This window comes from Odoribacter sp. Z80 (genome assembly GCF_009935865.1).
In the GTDB taxonomy this organism is placed as follows: domain Bacteria; phylum Bacteroidota; class Bacteroidia; order Bacteroidales; family Marinifilaceae; genus Odoribacter.
The window spans coordinates 287,829-309,070 of sequence record NZ_QWEL01000002.1 but is presented as its reverse complement, the minus strand read 5'-3'; the positions used below and the strand labels follow the sequence as shown (position 1 = coordinate 309,070).

The window sequence follows — 21,242 nt, the reverse complement described above, 5'->3', positions numbered from 1 at the left end:
TTGCATATCTTTTTGAATTTGATGAATATTGCAATGTCGATTTTTATTGTGTGTGATTCTGCCTGCGGTTAGTTTTTAAAATGGGGATGATGGACAGAGATGATATTTTGATTTTAATGAAAGAGGGGAAAGAGTGTGCTTTCCGTTATCTTTTTGAAATTTACTATGAAACTTTAGTTATGTTTGCCAATTATTGGCTGAATGATCCGGAGGCTGCGGAGGATACGGTGCAGGAGTGTTTTGTGGATTTTTGGGTGAATAAACGTTTTGAAAATCTTTCGTCGGGTCTGGATAAGTATATTTTTGCTTCTGTAAAGCATGCTGCTTTGAATTATTTACGTGGTAACCGCCGGCGTGAGGAAAGACATGCTGTGGTCGCAGGCAACTGGAAAGAGGACGGAGGGGAGGTTGCTGAATTGAATGAGGAAGAGATTGAGTATTTGTATATGACGATTAATCGTTTGCCGGAGGAACGGAGGAGAATTTTTATGATGGTTTGTCTGGAGGGAAGGAAGTATCAGGAGGTTGCCGATTTATTGGGAATCAGTGTCAATACAGTGAGAACTCAGATGGGGCGGGCCTTTCAGTTTTTGCGTGTTGCGCTGGATAAACGCAGGTTTTCTATGTTTTTGCTTATTGTATTGGAGCGGATACGAGGTCGGGAAGCCCGGAGGTTGTTTTCGAGGGACCGGGAGTAGGTTTGGGATTTTTGTATTTTTTGTTTGTGCTTTTCTTGAGACGGGGCATGTTCTTTGCCACAGGTATGTCATGACTTTTGGGATTTAATTTTAAATTTTAAGTAAAAATTTTTCTTTTTCTGTCATACAAAATCGTTTGGATGGTCCTTTTAGTTAAAAAGGGCAAATGATGGAAGAAAGATTATTGAGTATTATTGCTGCACAGTTTGCTGGTGAGATTTTGCCGGAAGCGGACCGGGTTTTGCTGGAAGAGTGGTTGGAGCGTTTGCCGGAGAACAGGAGGGAGTATGGCAGATTGGAGCAGTGGTATCAGAGTAATGCCGGCTTTAGGGTGCGGAAAGGTATCAATTGTGAAGTTGCCTGGGAAAGTATCTTGGAAAAGAAGCGAGTGGCAGACGGTTTGCGCAGACGGCGGTTGTTCCGGCGGATGGCCGGGGTGGCTGCTGTTTTGGCATTGTTGGTGGGAACAGGTGTTTGGATGCGGGAACAGGGAGGTGAAGAGCAGTTTTATTCGCTGAAAGTGCAAGAAGTACAACTTGAATTGGGCGACGGGGAAAAGATTGCTTTGCCTTCCGGAATGAAGGATTTGCCTCTCGCTGTTTCCGGAGTAAATGCAGTTTGTGATTCTAACAGATTGACTTATCGGGCCGGAATTTCTCCGGCTAAGGACGAAACAGTTGTTTATAATAGATTGATTGTGCCTGTGGGAGCTGAGTACCGGTTGGTGTTGAGTGACGGGACACGTGTTTTTATGAATGCTGCGTCAGAGCTTCGTTATCCGGCTGTTTTTCCACAAGGGAAGCGTGAAGTTTATTTGAAAGGAGAGGCGTATTTTGAGGTGAGCCGTGATACTTCGAGCCGTTTTACGGTGAAGACTGCTGATATGGATATTGAGGTTTTGGGAACTTCTTTTAATGTGAATGCTTATACGGAGGGGAGTTCGACAATGGCTACCTTGATTTCGGGAAAGGTGAGGGCGGTTTGCGGGGGCCGGGAGTATGATTTGCAACCCGGCTATCAGATTTCGAGTGACCGGGAAACGGGAGAAGTAAATGTGAAGGAGGTGAATACACTTTTGTACACAGCCTGGAAAGACGGATATTATTATTTTGAAGCTCAGCATTTGGAGGATATCATGCAAATGGTTTCGCGATGGTATGGGTTTAGGGTGGTTTTTCAGGAGCCGAAATTGAAAGAGCTGGAATTTTCCGGGCGGTTGCAGCGTTATGAGGAGGTTGGGCGTTTGTTCCGTAAGTTCGAGCAAGTAGAAAATATAAGATTTATCCGGACGGGAGATTCTGTGGTGGTTTGTGAGTAGTGAGGTTTTCCGGTTGAAAAAGAGAGTTGAATTATTAACAATAATAGGTATGAAAAAAAGGGGAATATTTCTGGTTATATGTTTGTTGTTGTATCCCGCGTGGGGGATATATGCGGAGGCTTTTTCCCAGTCGAAGGTTAGTCTGAAGATGCAGAATGTGACATTGGACAGGGTGTTTCAGACGTTGAGCAAGCAGTTGAATTATGAGTTTTTGTATAATCACACGGTTGTAAAGCAGAAGGGGAGTATTACGGTGAATGTGGTGAACGAGAATCTGAAGGATTTTTTGGATAGTTTACTTCAGACGGTGGGAATGGAGTGTTTTGTGGACGATAAAGTGATTATTATCAAGGAAAAGCAATCGTTGCCTCAGGTGAAATCTGTTGTTGTTAAGGGTAAGGTGAAGGATTCCGGGGGAGGGCCTTTGCCGGGAGTTTCTGTGAGTATCAAGGGAACTACCTGGGGAACAGTTACGAATTCCGAAGGTGAATTTTCAGTGGAGTTGGCGGATAGTGAAGATATTGTTTTGCTTTTTTCTTTTATAGGAATGAAAAATGTTGAGTTGAAATTTGCAGGTCAGAAGATGTTGGAGGTTACGATGTATGAGGAAATGCAAACGTTGGAGGATGTCGTGGTGACGGGCTATCAGGTGATTGATAAACGTAAACTGACGAGTGCAATTTCTACGGTTAGGGCAGAGGAGCTGGACCGGATGGGAGCTTTGACGGTGGACCAGATGTTGGAGGGGAAGGCTCCCGGGCTTATGATAGTGAATGTGAGCGCGCAGCCCGGTGCTGCTTCGAAAATGAGGGTGAGGGCCGGAGGTACTTTTACCGGTACGCGGGAACCGTTATGGGTGATTGACGGGGTGGTGTATGAGGACCCTGTTCCTTTGAGTGCTGCTGATATTAATAGTTTGGATCAGATTAATCTGATTGGGAATGCGATTAGTGGTTTGAATCCCCAGGATATTGCCCAGATTGATGTTTTGAAGGATGCGTCGGCTACTGCTATTTATGGTACCCGGGCTGCGAATGGGGTTATTGTGGTGACGACGAAGCGGGGGAAATCCGGTTCGCTTTATTTGAATTATTCGGGAACAGTGAGTATTGTCGACCGTCCCCGCTATTCGGATTTTCAGTTGATGAATTCGAAGGAGAGGATTGATGTTTCGCGTGAGATAGTGCAGAGGAATTTGCATTATCCGGATGAGGTTCGTTCGTTTGTAGGGTATGAGGGAGCTTTAAAAAAGTATTATGACCGGGAGCTGGATTTTGCCGGTTTTCAGGATGAGGTGTCGCGTTTGGAGAGAATGAATACGGATTGGTTCGGGGAGCTTTACCGTGTGAGTGTAAAACATTCGCATGGCGTGAGTGTTTCAGGCGGAACGGATAAGATGAGGGTGTATGCCGGTTTGAATTATGATAACCAGGAAGGTTCAGAGATTCATACCGGTTTGACGCGTTTCAGCGGCCGCATCAATACCGATTTTAATCTCCGGAAGAATATACTGATTTCTGTCGGTTTGAGTGGTAGTTCGCAGAAAGCCGATTATAACCATTCGGCGTATTCTATTTTTGATGAGGCTGCCGGAAAAAGCCGTGCTGTGCCTGTACGGGACGAAGAGGGGAAGTTGGTCTATCAGGATATGATTTATCATACGTATGGTTTGGCTGTGCCTTTGAAGTATAATATTCTGGAAGAGTTGGATAATTCCCGGCATATTGTCCGGAATAAGGACTTGAATATGAGAGCTTCCGTGGATTGGGAAATTGTCCGGGGCTTGAAGGTACGTTCTCAGTTTTCTTACCGGAATACGACTAATATTGATGAGGAGTGGATGACTGAAAAGACGAAGTTGGCCCGTATTGCCCGCACGTATGCTTTCCCGGAGGATAAGAAAGATGAGAATGTTTTGCAGTTTTCGATGTTGCCTTTCGGAGGATTGTATAAGAGCGGAACGACCAGTTCAGAGTCTTATACGCTTACTACGCAGGTTAATTATGGCAAGTCGGTGGGTGAAAAGCATCATTTTAATATAAATCTGGGGCATGAGGTGATTTCGACAAGTTATAAGGGAGCAAGCGGTTGGGAGGCTCCCGGTTATAATCATGAACAAGGCCGGACTTTTATTAAGTTGCCGAGTTTGTTTGTCTATGCTTATGACACGAGTCAACAGATTTATGCTTATCTGAATATGATAAATTGGCTGAGTGATAAATCCAATACGAATAATTTATTGGCAAGTCATGATATTTATCCGGATATAACGGATTCTCAATCCAATACGCTCTCGTTTTTCGGAATATTTAATTATCAGTATAGTGACCGTTATATTTTTAATTTTAATTTACGGAGTGACGGTTCCAACCGTTTCGGGCAATATGAGCGTTATAAGTTCCGGCCTGCCTGGTCGGCTTCTTTCCGTTGGAATGTACATGCAGAGGGATTTATGGAGGAGTGGACGAATACTTTTCTGGATGAGTTGGCGTTTCGGGTGTCGTATGGGTTTCGCGGAACGGTTCCGAATGCTTCGCCTTATCTGATTATCAAGGATTATGGTCAGACTCATGCCGGGGTGTCTCCTGAGTTTGTTTCCAGTTTGTCGGATTTCCCGAATGCCGATTTGAAGTGGGAGAGAACAAAGACGGTTAACGGCGGTTTGAATTTTTCTGTTCTGGGCGGACGGGTTAACGGGGCGGTGGATTATGCTTATTCCAGGAGTCTGGATTTGTTGCTGACACGTCCGGTGTCGTTGGTAAACGGAAAAGCCAGTCATTTATATAATGGCGGAACGAAAGAGGATCATACGATAGAGTTTAATGTTATTGCTCAGGCGGTGAAGTTGCCAAAGTTCAGATGGAATGTGAATTTTAATTTTTCGCGGGTAACTGAAAAGATTCTGGAGGGATTTGACGATAATATCGGTTTGAATAGTGTGCAGGATTTTCTGAACGGGACGATTTACCGGAAGGGTTTTCCTTTGGATGGTTTTTATTCTTATCGTTTTAATGGGTTGAATGAGCAGGGTGAACCTACTTTTGTGAATTTTGCGGAATCGGCTCAGTATAATCCGGGACAGGAGTATGATAATGAAGTTATTTTGCGGGAGCTGGAAAAAGCTTTGGTGTATGAGGGGAACCGGTTGCCTAAGTTTTACGGTGGATTCGGTACTGAGTTCAAGTATGCCAACCTGACTTTGTCTGCCGGTTTTTCGTATAAGGTGGGACAGAAGGTGCGTTTGTTGGAGTTGTATCCCGGAGGTAGTCAGAATATGCCGATGCCCGAAGGAAATATGTCGTCGGTGTTCGTAAATCGCTGGCGTCAACCGGGTGATGAAGCGCATACGGATATTCCGGCACTTTCTAATGCTGATTTGAGTAATAATAATACGAGTGCTTATTTGGCGAGTCCTTATATTCTGCCCTGGCAATCTACTTTGTGGTGGGCTTATGATCAGAGTGATGTGCGGACTGCTAAAGGAAGTTATATCCGTTGGCAGAACCTTAGTCTGTATTATGATGTGCCGGATAAGAAACTGAGGCGGCTGGGTGTTTCGAATGTGAGAATCGGTTTCCAGACGCAGAATTTGTGTGTGTTTACTTTCGATAAAAAGTTGAAGGGGATGGACCCGGAGCAGGTGAGAAATTTGGGGTTGCCTGTCTTGCCTTCTTATAATTTCAGTCTGAATTTTAGTTTTTAAAAGGTAAAAATGAGGGATATGAAATATTTGGTATTTTGTTTTTTAGTTGTCTTGGTGTCCGGGTGTAGTCATTTTCTGGATGAGGTATCGAATGATTTGATTCGCCCAACCAAGGTGGAGCATTATGCTTCTTTGATGTTGAATGAGTGTACGTTGGAAGCTCCTTATTTTAAGGGGGTGCATCATATGACTGATGATGTTACGGAGGATGCTTTGGCGAAGACTAAAAATAAGAGTGGTTTGCAGACTATTTACACCTGGCGTCGGGAGATTGAGATTAAGGAGAATGGAGAGCGGCAGTCTGTGAATGAGGCGTGGGGGAATTTTTATAGGGTGATTGCTATCCTGAATGATATTCTGATTGAGATCAGGGAGAATGCGGGAACTCCGGAGGAGGTAGCTTATGTGAAAGGGGAGGCTTATTTTTTGAGGGCGCATGCTTATTTTCATTTGGTGAATTTGTATGCTTTGCCTTATCAGCCGGCAACTGCACGGATGCAGAGGGGTGTGCCGTTGCGTCTGGACCATGCTGTTGAAGTGACGTATGACCGGGCTGACTTGGAGTCTTGTTATGAGCAGATTGAGAAAGATTTGTTGGCCGGTTGTGAGGAGTTTGCTAAAGCGAAGCTGGAGAAAACGGTGTGGCATCCTAATCTGGCTGCTTGTCAGTTGTTGTTGTCGCGGGTGAAACTTTTCCGGCATGAGTGGGAGGATGCAGTCCGTTATGCGGGGGAAGTGGTGAAGCAGGTTCCTTTGGCTAAGTTGTCTGAGAAGTCGGCTTTTGTGACGGCTTCCAATCCGGAAATTATTTATTCTTTTATGTATGACAGGAGCGGTTTGTCTATCCAAGGGATGGAGTCTTCGGGCTATGGAATGAGTGCGGATTTGCTGGCTTGTTACGATGCAATGAATGATATCCGCTATGCGGCTTGTTTCAAGTTGCAGGGAGGGGCTCAAAAGACTGTGATTTATAGTACGAAAATGGAGGATAACTATACGGAATTGGGGGCTTTTAATTTGCGGGGTGCCGAAGCTTATCTGAATCGTGCCGAGGCTTATGTACATCTGAATGATTTGGAAGCGGCGAAAGCTGATTTGAGGGAGTTGATTGCGAAGCGTTACCGGAATCCGGAATCGGTTGTTTTGCCCGATTCGCAGGAGGAGCTGTTGCGGTTTGTCTTGGATGAGAGGCGGCGTGAGTTTGCGTGGGAAGATCATTTCCGCTGGTATGATTTGCGCAGGATGGAAGACCGTCCGGAAATCCGGCATTTTTTTACTTATGTGAATGACGATGGTTTACGGGTGAGCCGGGTGAGTTTTCGTTTGCTGAAGAATGATGCAAATTATGTGTTGCCTATTCCTTTGACGGAACGGGATAATAATCCTTTGATTGTGAATAATGACAGATTGGAAAAAATTGCAGAACCGGTAAATTAATGAGTTATGAAGAATTGTATTGTATGGTTGTTTTTGGGCGTGTTGCTGGGGATTTTTGTGGCTTGTGACAGAGAGGAGGATTTAAAACCTTCGGGGCTGGATACGGAACGGCTGAGGGATTCTTTGGATTTGGAATACCCTTTGGTGCGGGAGTATTATGAAAAGTATGGTGTGGCTGTTTTACGGCGGTTTGATGAGATGTTGGATTTGAAATTTGATTTTCATGATAAGGATTCGCGCAAGTTCTGGGATGGTTTGATTTTGAGCAGGATTGTCCGGCAAACGGAGATGGATTCGGTGATGGATATTTTGGAGAATAGTATTTTGGCGTGTTTTAAAGACGAATTTGAATGGAATGGGAAGGTTTACCGTGGTGGTTTTGTAAAGAAGTATTTCCCGCCTAAGATTTTGCTGGTGAATAATTTGGTATCGGAATGGGGGGCAAGCAAGTCTTTTCCGACAGAGTCTGTGAATGCGGCGAGTGAGAGTTTGCAGGGAACTATTCATGGGGCCATTAATGATAATGGGATTGTGATGAGTTTGAATACCAGGGTGATGTATTCGTCGCCGGAAAGTTTTCAGAAATACAGGAATGATATTCTTTATTTTTTGCTTGCTTTTATTGTGGATAAATATGAGTTGTATGATCAGGTTCCTGAACGTTTTTATCAGTTTAGTGAGGCTTATTACGGAAAGGAAATTGCGGAGTTGCTGGAGGAGTCCGGGCAGATTGTGGATGAGGTGACGGGCGATACAGTCCGGTCTATTTCAAAGGCGGCGTATGTCCGGAATTATGGGGTAATCAGTAATAGTGTTTATCCTGTTATGGGGGCAAAGAGGGAAATTGCTACTTTTTGGGAGGTGGCGGACCGGAAGAGGGATTTCAGGCTTTATCTGGACCAGTTGATTACGCCGGAGATTTTAGACGGCGAAGTGCAGCCTGCCTGGAATATGACGGCTGTCACCCGGCAGAAGATGTGGTATGTGGGGCATACTTTGCTGAATCTGGGTATTGATGTGCGTATGTTGAATGATGATCCGGATTTTCTGAATTTGTTGAAATTGACAGAGGATGAACTTGTTAATATTGAATGATATGAAAAGAATTAAGATTATATGGATTTTTTTATTGCTGGCCGGTTTCTGGGGTGCTTGTGAGAATGAACCTGAGTTTCCTGATCCGAAATTCGATTCTTCGGCGACGAGTGAATATACGGTGAGACGGGATACTGCCGATGTTTTTTATTTAAGTTGCCGGATGGAAGTTCCGAATGGGATTGATTATGTCGAGGTGATGGATGTGTCGGATAATTATAAGGTTTTGGAACGGCTGGAACAATATCGTGGTATGACGCGGTTAGAGTTCCGTTATCCGGTGGATTTGACTTCTTTTGAACAGGATACTTTGCTGGGATTCGTTGTAAAGATATGTGATGTGAAACAACGTACTTATAATAAAGCTTTTCAAGTGGAAGTAAAAAAACGTTCTGTGCCTGAGATTCATTTTACGAATGGTGAGTATATATCTGCTATGTTGCCTTTTATTGCGTTGCAAGCGTCGTTTTCGACCGGAATGGTGCCAATCCGCAATATTGTGGTGAAGCTGGACGGGCAGGTGAAGAAGACGATTAAACCGGAACGGGATACGTGTGATTATGTGATTTCTAATTTGATTTTGCAGGGTTTGTCGGAGATGCGTCCGTATGTGCTGGAGCTTGTTCTGGAAGATGTTCAGGGACGGCAGGCTGTAGCTCAGCAGCATGTTTACCGGATAAGTAAGATTGAAAAGCCCGTGAAAATTCTGGTGGCAGGGAGTATGGAGGGGGAGATTGTGCTGGATTATGATGAAGAGGAACGTTTAGAGGGGATTGAGTTGCTGGGACAGTTCCGGATGAGGCTGATTTATAATGAATCCGGTGACCGGATTATTCGTATCGAGGAGGAGGAGTACGGGAATTACAGTGACCGGATTAATTATGATTTTGAATATGATGAGTCGGGTTTGCTGGTGTCGGCTAAGGAAACAGGATATTCTTCGGCTATGGCATCGGCTATTGAGTATGAAAATGATGCCCGGAATAAGCGGTTGAAGCAGTTTGTTTCCGGTGCGGCTTTGTTGGAAAATATAGCTTATGAGGAGGGTTTTAGTTCCGGTGAGTATATTTATTCCGAAGAATGGCCGGCGACAATCCAGAATGTGTATTCGGGTATCCGGTTGCGCATGACCGGGTATCATCCGGTGCTTATACCGACTTATCTGGAGGAGCTGCCTTATCCTTTGATGAGGGTGATGCGCTGGCCGCAATTGTTCCATGATTTGTTTCTGACTCAATATGTGCATATGAAAACGGTGAATTACCTGGATGAGAATCAGGTGAAATATTTTTATACTTATTCTATGGATGACAAAGGGCGTTTGTCCGAATGGCAAAGGTTGTATACGGATATTGAGCGGGTGGATTATTATAAGTTTATTTACCGTTGAGCGGCGTGCTGACGACAGAAATTTAGTTGAAAATATAAAGTAATTTTTATGGGAATAGAAACACCTATTGTAAAGATTGAGCATTTGTCACACCGTTATGCTGTCCAGTGGGCGGTCAGGGATATTAATTTCGAAATTCATCAGAAAGGAATCCTCGGTTTGCTGGGGTCGAACGGTGCCGGCAAATCGACTACGATGAATATTATCTGTGGTGTGCTGAATCAGACGGAGGGAGATGTATATATCAATGGAATCAATATGAGGGAGAATCCGGTGGAGGCCAAGAAATATATCGGTTTTTTGCCACAATTCCCTCCTTTATATCCGGAGTTGACGGTGGATGAATATTTAGTGTATTGTGCCCAGTTGCGCTTGATGAAGGGGAGCCGTATCCGGAAAGCGGTGGATGTGGCGGAAGAAAAATGCAGCATTACTCATTTTAAGGACCGTCTGATTGGAAATCTTTCGGGAGGATATAAACAGCGGGTGGGTATAGCGCAGGCTATCGTGCATAATCCCCGGTTGGTGGTGTTGGATGAGCCTACAAATGGGTTGGACCCGCTTCAGATTGTGGAAATCCGTAATCTGATTAAGGAGATTGCCCAGGACAGGGCTGTGTTGCTTTCTACACATATTTTGCCGGAGGTGCAGGCAGCCTGTGACTGGATTAAGATGATTGAAAACGGGCGTTTGGTGTTTTCCGGAACGATTGATGAATTTAATAATTATGTGGAGCCTTCTTCTTTTCTGGTGACTTTTTGTTCTCCGATAGCGGTCAGTGCTTTGCAAGCTCTGGAGGGAGTGACTGAAGTGGTCGCTTTGTCGGACCGGCAATTCCGGGTTTATTTTTCTGCCATGCCGGATATAACGACCCGGGTCATTGAAAAGAGTGTGGCGGAAGGCTGGCAAATGAAAGAAATTTTGCTGGAGCGTGAGTCGGTGGAGGATATTTTTGAACGTTTGTCCAAAGGTGCTTGAGTTTTGTAAACAGGTAAATATGAGATTAATTTTTAAAATAGCCCGGGCGGAACTTTGTAAGTTATTCAGTTCTCCTGTGGCGTGGTTGATATTGTTTGTTTTTGCGATACAATTCGGAGTTCAATTTTGCGGAATATTGATACGTCCGGTTAAGGACCAGGCCTTGGGTAATCCTTGGTATAGTCTGACGTCGGAGCTTTTCTGGAACAGGTTTTCCTATATACGGGGGTATCTTTATTTTTATATTCCGTTGTTGACAATGGGGTTGATGAGCAGGGAATATGGCAGTGGCTCGATTAAATTGTTGTTTTCTTCTCCGGTAACGAATTTTCAGATTATATGGGGAAAGTATTTGTCTATGATGCTGTTCGGTTTGTTTATGTTGGGGATGCTTGTGCCTTATGTGGTGTTTACCGCCTGTGTGGTTGAAAATATGGATTATGGTTATTTGTTTTCTAATTTCCTGGGTCTTTATTTGTTGATTTGTGCTTATGCGGCAGTGGGGTTGTTTATGTCGGCTCTGACGTCGAATCAGGTGGTGGCAGCTATCGGGACGCTGGCGGTGCTTTCTTTTTTGAGTCTTATCGGTAAAGTGGGGAGCGATGTATCTGTTGTGCAGGATATTACTTACTGGTTGTCTTTTTCCAAAAAGTCGAGGTATTTTACTGATGGTTTGGTTTGTTCGGAGAATGTTATTTATTTTCTGACAGTGATTGGATTCTTTCTGACCCTGACTTTTTGGCGTATCAAGAGGATGCGGATGAAGCAGAGGTTTTCCTGTGTTTTGCTGAAGTATGCAGGTTTGTTTATGGTGACGATACTGATTGGGTATGTGGCTTCGCGTCCTGCATGTATTTTTTATTGGGATATGACTTATAAAAAGAGCAATACGGTTTCTCCGGTTACTCAGGAATTGATTGCGGCATTGGATGGAGAGTTGAAATTGGTGACTTATGTGAATGTTTTGGGTGGATTCTGTGACCGGGGATTGCCTGCCAACCATACTTCCCATGCAGAGGATTTCCGGAAGTATATCCGTTTTAAACCGGACCTGAAAATGGAATATGTGTATTATTATGACGGAACGGGAGATGCTCGTCTGGATGATTTATATCCGGGCATGACCGACCGGGAGAGGGCGGAGAAGATATGCCGGGCGAAGAAACTGGATTTTAGCCGGGTGTTGCCGCCGGAGGAGTTGTACCGCCGGATTGATTTGTCGGAGGAAAAAGGACGGTTGGTGTATCAGTTTGTGTGGAAAGACAGTACGGCGGCTTTTCTGCGTTTATTCGATGATAACCGGATAATTCCTTCGGAAAGGGAAGTTGCCGTTGCTTTTAAAAGATTGCTTTCCGGTCCTGTACGTGCCGGGTTTCTGACCGGACATGGTGAACGTGGTTTGCGTCATACAGGGGATGCCGGATACAACCGTTTTTCAACAGCCAGGACTGTTCGGCAGGCATTGATAAATCAAGGGTATGATATTTTTGAATTGCAGTTGGAAACGGCGGAGGTGCCCGGGAATACGGATGTTGTGGTGGTTGCTGACCCGCAGAAATCTTTGTCCGACAGAGAATTAGACGCATTGAGCGATTATTTGCAGCAGGGGGGAAATATGTTGGTACTTGGTGAGCCGGACAGGCAGGCTGTTCTGAATCCGTTGCTGAATGAAGTCGGCATTCATTTGTCAGGTGGTCGTTTGACGCGACAATGTAATGGGGAGTCCTCCGATGTGATTGCGTCTGGCCTGACTGTGGAAGCAGCGCGGGCATTCCCTTGGTTCGGGGGATTGTACCAATCCGGCTTACAGGCGGTTATGGCCGGATGTGCAGGGCTTGTTGTGAATGATAAGGGTTTCGATTATTTGCCTTTGGTACGTACAAATATTTCGGATACCCGGAATGAGGAGGAAGCGGAGGTTTTGTCTTATCCGGTGTTGGTCGGTTTGCAGCGGATGGTGGGAGGCCGGCAGCAACGGATTGTGGTCGGTGGTGATGCCGATTGGCTGAGTAATGGAGAATTGTTCCGTACAAGGGATGGATTTTCGAACGGGAATTTTAGATTGCAACAGGGGATATTCAGGTGGTTGTGCCAGGAGAAATATCCGGTGGAATTGACCTATAAGCAGCCGATAGATAATCACATTTCTTTGAGGCAAAGGGATGTCGCCCGGGTGAAAATGGCTGCTCTCGGAGGCTATCCGTTGATTATCCTGCTCTTTTTTGTGATTTACCGGAGCAGAAGAAAACGAAAATAAACGATAAGTTATGAAAACAGTATTTCATATTGCGTATGCGGAATTGCGCATGTTATTTTATTCACCCATTGCTTGGTTGTTATTGTGTTTGTTTACTTTTCAATCGGGGATGGCATTTTGTGATGCGTTGGGCAGGTTGTTGGAAAACCGGGAAATGGGAGTGGAACACCAGCAGTTTCAGACTTATATTTTGATGATAGATGGTGTTTTTTCTGCAATAATGGGGAATTTGTTGTGGTATATTCCTTTGTTGACAATGGGATTGATGAGCAGGGAATATAATCTGGGGTCGGTCAAATTATTATATTCTTCGCCGATAGGCTGTCAGAAGATTATTTGGGGAAAATACCTGGCTATGATGGTTTTTGGTGTGGTGTTGCTGGCTGTATTGGTGTTGTTGGGTGTTTGCGGAGCCTGCTGGGTAAAAGATTTCGATATCCCGTGGGTGATTTCCGGAATTGCAGGCATTTATCTGCTTTATTGTACGTATGCGGCAATCGGGTTGTTTATGTCCAGTCTGACTCCTTATCAAATTGTTGCGGCAATCGGGACTTTATTAGTGCTTACCGTGTTGAATTATTTACAGGGGGTGGGTCAGGATATTGATTTTGTAAGGGAGATTACCTGGTGGCTGGCTTTGTCCGGTCGTAGCGGAAATTTTGTACAAGGGCTTATCGGACTGGAAGATGTTGTTTATTTTGTGGTGGTGATTGTTTTGTTTGTCGTGCTAACTATTTTGAAGTTGCGCTCGGAGAGACGAAATGATTCGAAAGTGGTGAAGGTATTGCCTTTTGTACTGGTGGTGGTAGTGGCTCTGTCAGTGGGTTATCTCTCTACCCGTCCCGTTTTGATGAAGTATTGGGATGTCACTTATATCCAAAAGAATACGATTCCGGTAAAGGCACAGGAGTTTATGGCTGAGTTGGATGATGAAGTGACTTTTACGTTGTATGTGAATCTGTTGGACCGTCGTTTTAAGGAAGGGATGCCGGCGTTCCGGATGAAGAATTACGCTATGTTTAAACCTTTTATCCGTTTTAAGCCGGATATAAAGTTGAATTATGTCTATTATTATGATGATTGTGATGATATGCGTCCGGATTTGGCAAGGACGGATTGGTCCGTACAGGATAAGATGCTGAAGATTTGCCGGGAGGAGGATTTGGATGCGGATGAATTTCTGACGCCGGAACAAATTCGGGAAAAGCTTGATTTGTCGAAAGAAGGGAATCGGTTGGTGTATGTGGTGGAACGGGAAAATGGCAGGAAAGCTTTTCTTCGTTTTTTTGATGATAATAATTATGTCCCGTCTGAAAGAGAGATTGCAACTGTTTTGAAACGGTTGGTTACCGATGTGCCGCATGTTTGCTTTTTAACCGGACACGGGGAGCGTAGTATTGCTCATACGGGTGACCGGAATTATTATTTGCTGGTGGTCCGTAATGACAGGGGTGCATTGAGTAACCAGGGATTTGATTTCGGGGTAAGGGCAATGACCGGGGTGGGTGAGAATCTGGAAGGAGTGGATATTCTGGTGATTGCTGACCCGCAGGAGGAGTATACTCCGGAAGAATTGCAAAAAGTAGAAGCTTATCTTGCAGCAGGAGGGAATGCGTTGGTGACGGGTGAAATGAACAGCCGGAGGATATTGAACCGGTTGTTGGCGGGTACTGGAGTACAGTTGGATTCTGTATTTGTGCATCAGCAGGAGTTGCCGGATTATGCCCCGGAACTGATTCCCGGTGAGATAACGGAGGTTTCCGTAAAACAATTGGGATTAGGGAAAGATTTGTATAAACACCGGGGGAAAGTGGTGTTGGACGGTTGTCTTGCTTTGGAGACCAGTGACAGTGATTTTGAGTGTATCCCTGTTGTTGAAGTTCCGGGTTCCGGAGAGCCTTTGGTGGTGGCGTTGCGGCGGACGGTTCAGGGTAAAGAGCAGCGGATTTTGATTGCCGGGGATGCCGATTTGTTCAGTGCCGGCGAAATCAGAAGGGAAAGAACAGGTATAAATGCCGGTAATTTCAGTTTTATGACCGGAGCGTTTTCCTGGTTAGCTAATAATGAATATCCATTGGATATGACCCGTCCGGAAGCGATTGATAATACGCTTTATTTGAGTACCAGGATGTTTGGTGTGGTGAAAATAATCCTGATGTGGGGAATACCGTTGTTGATTGCGGTGGTGGCTAGTGTGGTGCTTGTCCGGCGGAAGAGGAAGTAAATGAGATTCTCTGTCTTTGCATTGCTTTGTTGGATTGTATTTCAATTCTGATGATAGGTATTACATTACCAGGTGTTTGGATTGTAAAATAAACAGCTAACGGAATAGCAAAATTGAGAAAAGCGTAGCGAATGAACTGGAATAGCGTTCGTTACGCTTTTCTTTTTGGTTTGTATAAAGCCATTTCAAGCCGTGCGAAAGCCACTAAGTGCAAGAGTTCAGTTACTACCTCATTACCGTGCCGATAGGACAGATTTCTTGCCAAGTGCTTGTTTTTCTGCGTTCTGCGTAACTTTTCCTAGCTATCGGTAACACACTGTAATATAGTTTTGTAACCCAAAAAGGAGTGAGTTATGAGAAGTACATTCAAAGTATTGTTTTATGTGAAGAAAGGCAGCGAGAAGCCCAACGGCAACCTGCCATTGATGTGCCGCCTTACGGTGGACGGAGAGATTAAACAGTTCAGCTGCAAGATGGATGTTCCCTTGCGGCTGTGGGACGTGAAGAACAACCGTGCTTCGGGCAAGAGTGTCGAAGCGCAGCGAATCAACCGTGCCGTTGATAAAATCCGTGTGGAAGTGAACCGCCGCTATCAGGAACTGATGCAGACGGACGGTTATGTCACTGCCGCCAAACTGAAAGATGCCTATCTCGGTATCGGTGTCAAGCATGAAACCTTGTTAAAGCTGTTTGAGCAGCACAACACCGAGTTCGCCAAGAAAGTGGGACACAGCAGGGCAAAGGGTACATTCCAACGGTATATAACCGTATGCAAGCATCTCCACGAATTTATCCCGCACACTTACAAGCGTGATGACATTCCCCTGAAAGAGTTGAATCTCACGTTCATCAACGACTTCGAGTATTTTCTGCGGACGGAGAAGAAATGCTGCACCAATACCGTGTGGGGCTATATGATTGTGTTAAAGCATATCATTTCCATAGCGAGAAATGACGGTCGTCTGCCGTTCAATCCCTTTGCGGGATATATCAACTCTCCCGAAAGCGTGGACAGGGGCTATCTCACCAAATCGGAGATACAGACACTCATGGATGCCCCAATGAAGAACACCTATCATGAATTGGTAAGGGACTTGTTCATCTTTTCCGTTTTCACGGGGCTGGCGTATTCCGATGTGAAGAACCTCACAACGGACAACCTTCAAACATTCTTCGACGGTAATCTGTGGATTATCACCCGAAGAAAGAAAACCAACACGGAATCCAATATCCGCCTGTTGGACGTTCCCCAAAAGATAATAGAGAAATACAGGGGCTTAACGAGAGATAACAAATTGTTTCCCATGCCGAGCAATACCACTTGCAACAAGATACTGAAAGAAATCGGCAGACAATGCGGTTTCAAAACACGGCTCAGCACACATGTGGCAAGGCACACGAACGCCACGACCGTGCTGTTATCCAATGGAGTACCGATTGAAACGGTCAGCAGACTATTGGGACACACCAATATAAAGACTACCCAGCTATACGCAAAAATCACCGCCCAAAAGATAAGTCAGGACATGGAAACCCTGTCACACAAGTTGGCGGATATGGAGAAGGATATTTGCAGTAACATTTGATAACCTTAAAACAAACAGCAATGAACAAAGAAAGAAATCTTATCAAGATAGACGAGCATGGCAATATCACCATGCCTACCGATATAGACGCAATCGCCATGAGCGAGTGGGAAATCTGCGAACTGTTCGGGGTTACAGCTCCGACGGTTCGGGCAGGGATAAATGCTCTCTGCAAAAACGGAGTTTTGAGTATATATGACATAAAGCGCATTATCCGCATATCGGATAAATATAGTGCGGAGGTTTACAACCTCGAAACGATAGCCGCCCTCGCATTCCGTATCGAGTCGTTCGGAGCTACAAAAGTCCGCAAGGCATTGTTGGAAAGGATTATACACGGGCGAAAAGAGAAAACGACGGTATTCGTGTCGGTTGTTTCAGACGGCAATTCCAACAGCCGTTGGAAAGCGTGATGAATATCAACAAGCAAGCATATCATCATGCCAACAAGTTGATATGTCTGACGGAGTGACGTATTGAAATCAATAAACCAATACGACAGAACTTTCTGCCAAAAAGCGGAAAAAGCAAAGGATAATTTCCTTGCCGTAGGAAAAGCGGAGCAATCATTCCCGTTTACAAAGGCAAAGTAAGCACGGGGCTAATAGTCGGCTTCAAGGTCAGGCGGCTATGCCGTTTCCCGACAAATCTTCCTCTCGCTTCGCTGCGAGCGTATTTATCGGGAAAACCTTGTATCCGACCGCCCCATGCAAGAAAAGCCTTTGAAAACGGAAACGACCACCCCGCCACCCACCGACCGAAAAGGGGAAATAATATAAGGGGAGTTAGTGTTTGGCAAGTGCAGGAACGAAAACAGCAATTCGGAATGTCTGGCACACTTGGCAAAGTAAGTATAGCTGATTCTTTTAATCCAGTAGGTATAGTGAAAATATTGATTATAGACAGGAGGGTTACAACACCATTTCCGTATATGTTCACTCGAACATGGCAAGGTATGTTTTGAGTAACTCAAAACCTTTCGGGTTACTCCCGAAAGCGTGTCCGCAGGAACACAGCAAGATGTCTTTCCAGCCGCTCAAAAAGATTTGAGCAGTTCGAAAAGCCTTGCCGTCCGTGCGGACAATCTCACCTCCAAAGTCGGGAGATTGAATTTCCATGGAAAAGATAAACATGCTAAAATTAACGAATCATTAACACCCAAATATAGAACCCAGTATTTACATCGTGCTGCAAGATTCTTATAAACTTAATTCTCAAAAGTGTAATGGATATCAATAAAAAGTGCTAACTTTGCATTTGCTAAATAATGCGTTAATGACCTGAAATAAAATATTAACACCAAGATATAAAAACACCTTCACTATCTGATAGGCTTTGGTCAGCCTCGCAAAGATAGCGAAGGTGTTTTGCTTTAATATACGAAATAAGCAATGGGCGCATTTTGTGAAGATAGCAGAGTGAAATTTCCCACCCTTATGCATCTTATGGGGATGGGGTATAAATACATATCCCAACGGGGATTGTCCACCAAATATGTGACAATACCCAAAACGGAATCCGATACTCTCACGAACATCTTACTCCAACCGTTTTCGGAAGCCTATTTGCGCTTGAATCCTCAATCTACACAGGATGATGCAGACGCCATGCTTCACCGCATTCAGAAGTCGCTTAACAATGATGATCTTGGCAGGCAGTTTTATAAAGAAATATTACTTGACACAACGGACAAAATAATTGATTTATCTTCTCCCACGAACTTCATTCGTAACAACACGTTCCAAGTAGCCACCGAAATGACTTGCGGTGATTTGTCAAGCGACAACTTTCGCCCGGACATAACCATCTTTATCAATGGTTTGCCTTTGGCTTTTATCGAAGTAAAAAAGGAGAACAATCACGAAGGAGTTGATGCCGAACGTAAGCGTATGAAGACGAGGTTTGCCAATCCTCATTTCTGCCGTTTTTTGAATATCACGCAGATAATGGTATTCAGCAACGATATGGAATATGACGATCAATTGAAACAAGGGGCTTATTATGCAACCATCGGTAAAACGAATACTCTCTATAATTGCTTTCGCGAGGAAGGACAAAACAGTTTCCCTATTCAGAAAAGATACCATCCCGTTACTCCTGAAGACGAAGAAATATTGCTGCGTGACAATAATGTGCCTCAATACAAAAACAATAGCGACTATAAAACGAATTGCAAAGCCGAAACACCAACAAAGCGTCTCTGCGAAAGTTTGTTCAGTTTTGAACGTTTCTATTTTTTCTTGCGCTATGGTATCGCTTATGTAGACCACCCCAACGGATTGCAAAAGCATGTTATGCGCTATCCGCAAGTGTTCGCCACAAAAGCGATTGAACGCCACCTTGATAAAGGGGAGCACAAGGGTATTATTTGGCATACGCAAGGTAGCGGAAAGACTGCGTTGGCGTATTTCAATGTCAAATATCTGACCGATTATTATTCTCAGCAAGGCATTGTTCCACAGTTTTTCTTTATTGTAGACCGCATCGACCTTTTGGAACAGGCTCAAAAAGAGTTTACTCGCAGGGGACTGAAAGTCAACCCTGTTCAAAGTAAAGAAGACTTTGCCAAGCTGATAAAGGATGGTGTGACCACCCAAAACAAAGAGGGTAAATTAGAAATAACGGTTGTCAATATTCACAAATTCTCCAAGGACAGTCGGGCACTTGCCAAAAATGCGTATAATGTCAAGGTGAAGCGCATTTACTTTATTGATGAAGCACACCGAAACTATAATCCTGAGGGCAGTTTCTTGAAAAATTTGATTGCGAGCGATGAGAATGCTATAAAAATAGCATTGACGGGTACTCCGATAATCGGTGAAGGATACAATACCAAAGATATTTTCGGGGATTATATTCATACATACTATTATAACGCATCTATTTCAGACGGTTACACGCTTCGACTTATACGCGAAGACATCGGTTCGAACTTTAAGATAACGATGAAAGAAGCCCTTAACAGCATAAGGGTAAAAAAGCAAACTGTTAAAGAAATCGATGTTTATGCACACGAGAACTATGTACATCCTTTACTTGACTATATAATCAATGATTTGCAGGATTTCCGAAGCAAGTACTCTGACCTATCATTGGGGGCACTTGCCGTATGCAACAGCAAAGAACAGGCGATAATGATGTATCGGCTATTTTTGGAAAACTATGCAGATGCTTCTGAACTTGACAATTATACGGGTGAAGACGGACAAATAATTTACTGTAGTATTTCGGCAAATGAAATGGAGGTCAAGAAGACTTCACCGCAAAAAGGGCGTTATCGCGCTGCGCTTATCTTGCATGACAGTTTTGACAAATCCACCCGTTCCAAATGGATTGATTTATTCAAAGACGGGAAAATTGACCTGCTCATTGTTTTCCAAATGCTGCAAACCGGCTTTGATGCTCCACGATTGAAGAAATTGTACCTGCACCGTATGGTCAAGGAACACAACCTATTGCAAACGCTTACACGTGTCAATCGTCCGTATAAGGCTATGAAATTCGGGCATGTAGTAGACTTTGCCAATATCGAGGAAGAATACTGCAAGACGAACAAGGATTATCAAGAAGAACTTGAAAAAGAGGTTGGTCAAGAAAATACATCTTCAATGGATAGGCTGTTTGTTACCATTGAGGAAGCGATGACAAATGTTGCAGATGCAAAAGTTACTTTGGCAGACTATGACTTGACCAATCCTCAAATCTTTTCCCGCCAACTTAACTTGGTGGACGACCTTGCCACAGTCCGTACCATCAACAAAAGTTTAGAAACACTGCGCAGTGTGCAGAACATGCTAATCTCGCAGGAAAGCCCGGAAGCGAAAGATATTGTCGATATACCGGAAATATCAAATCTTATCAAAGCGGCACGCAATCGTCTTGACCTCCTCGCGTATGAGCAAAATTCAAATGATCGCGAAAACGTGAAACAACTGCTGAATGCAGCTTTGGAGAATATACACTTTTCGTTCTATAAGAAAGGGGAAGAAGAACTTGAACTTCAAGAGCAATACAAACAATCGGTGGCGTACACACGTAACCAATTGAATGCTTGTGTTGACCCTGACGACCCGGAATATCGTTCTATACTCGCTGACTTCCTTGCTCTTTTCAAGAAAAAAGAAATGGAATCGGAGGGAGAATTTAATATGCACGACCGCGTTCAGAACATTAACGGCATACTGAAACGTATTCGCCAAATGAACGAGCGTGATGCGTTGCGGGCGATTGCCTATAACGGTGACACTAAGTTCGTGCGTGTCGAAAAACGTTTGACTGAGCAAGCGGACAGAGAGGAACGGGAGCATACCGAACCTCGTACCTATGCTTGGACAAAAAAGAAAGAGCAGATAACGGCTGTCTTGCTCCTTATAAAAGAAGATGTGGACGATGCATTCTTCCACAACGAAGCGATTGTCGAAACTCCGGCTTACTTCACGAAAAATATATTAACTTACGTTACCCGCCGTTTTAAGGATGCGCAGATTTCCACTGAACGCCCGGCTCGTAAATATGTCAGCGACATTATTTTCAAAGAATATCAAACCATATACTGA

Annotated in this window: 12 protein-coding genes; all 12 read left to right on the top strand. The window is 44.2% G+C overall.

The genetic code is table 11. The annotated features are described in order from the left end of the window. Positions 1–89 precede the first annotated feature (89 nt). The 12 genes from D1136_RS03130 (at position 90) to D1136_RS03070 (ending at position 21,242) form a co-directional block, all read left to right on the top strand. On the top strand, positions 90–698 hold the full coding sequence (locus D1136_RS03130; protein WP_161876161.1) for an RNA polymerase sigma-70 factor: 609 nt from the start codon (positions 90–92) through the stop codon (positions 696–698). Between the two features lie 169 nt (positions 699–867). After that, positions 868–2,016: a FecR family protein gene (locus D1136_RS03125; protein ID WP_161876160.1), complete on the top strand. Its 1,149-nt coding sequence runs from the start codon at positions 868–870 to the stop codon at positions 2,014–2,016. Positions 2,017–2,065: 49 nt separating this feature from the next. Next, positions 2,066–5,719 carry a SusC/RagA family TonB-linked outer membrane protein gene (locus D1136_RS03120; protein ID WP_161876159.1) on the top strand — a complete coding sequence of 1,218 codons (3,654 nt, stop codon included), beginning with the start codon at positions 2,066–2,068 and terminating at the stop codon, positions 5,717–5,719. A gap of 18 nt (positions 5,720–5,737) precedes the next feature. Next, positions 5,738–7,156 (top strand): RagB/SusD family nutrient uptake outer membrane protein, encoded by a 1,419-nt coding sequence (locus D1136_RS03115; RefSeq protein WP_161876158.1) that lies wholly within the window; start codon positions 5,738–5,740, stop codon positions 7,154–7,156. 6 nt (positions 7,157–7,162) lie between these two features. Then, entirely contained in the window at positions 7,163–8,251 is a 1,089-nt protein-coding gene (locus D1136_RS03110) for a hypothetical protein (protein WP_161876157.1), read from the top strand. Between the two features lies 1 nt (position 8,252). Beyond that, positions 8,253–9,641, top strand: a complete 1,389-nt coding sequence (locus tag D1136_RS03105; protein ID WP_161876156.1) for a hypothetical protein — start codon at positions 8,253–8,255, stop codon at positions 9,639–9,641. A 54-nt stretch (positions 9,642–9,695) separates the two neighbouring features. After that, on the top strand, positions 9,696–10,619 hold the full coding sequence (locus D1136_RS03100) for an ABC transporter ATP-binding protein (RefSeq protein ID WP_161876253.1): 924 nt from the start codon (positions 9,696–9,698) through the stop codon (positions 10,617–10,619). Positions 10,620–10,638: 19 nt separating this feature from the next. Continuing rightward, positions 10,639–12,876 (top strand): DUF4350 domain-containing protein, encoded by a 2,238-nt coding sequence (locus D1136_RS03095; RefSeq protein ID WP_161876155.1) that lies wholly within the window; start codon positions 10,639–10,641, stop codon positions 12,874–12,876. A gap of 10 nt (positions 12,877–12,886) precedes the next feature. Continuing rightward, positions 12,887–15,100 (top strand): Gldg family protein, encoded by a 2,214-nt coding sequence (locus D1136_RS03090; protein ID WP_161876154.1) that lies wholly within the window; start codon positions 12,887–12,889, stop codon positions 15,098–15,100. 353 nt (positions 15,101–15,453) lie between these two features. Beyond that, complete coding sequence (locus D1136_RS03085; protein WP_161876153.1) at positions 15,454–16,686, top strand: site-specific integrase; 1,233 nt, start codon at positions 15,454–15,456, stop codon at positions 16,684–16,686. Positions 16,687–16,706: 20 nt separating this feature from the next. Next, positions 16,707–17,099, top strand: a complete 393-nt coding sequence (locus tag D1136_RS03080; protein ID WP_161876152.1) for a hypothetical protein — start codon at positions 16,707–16,709, stop codon at positions 17,097–17,099. A 978-nt stretch (positions 17,100–18,077) separates the two neighbouring features. Continuing rightward, positions 18,078–21,242 carry a DEAD/DEAH box helicase family protein gene (locus D1136_RS03070; protein ID WP_161876150.1) on the top strand — a complete coding sequence of 1,055 codons (3,165 nt, stop codon included), beginning with the start codon at positions 18,078–18,080 and terminating at the stop codon, positions 21,240–21,242.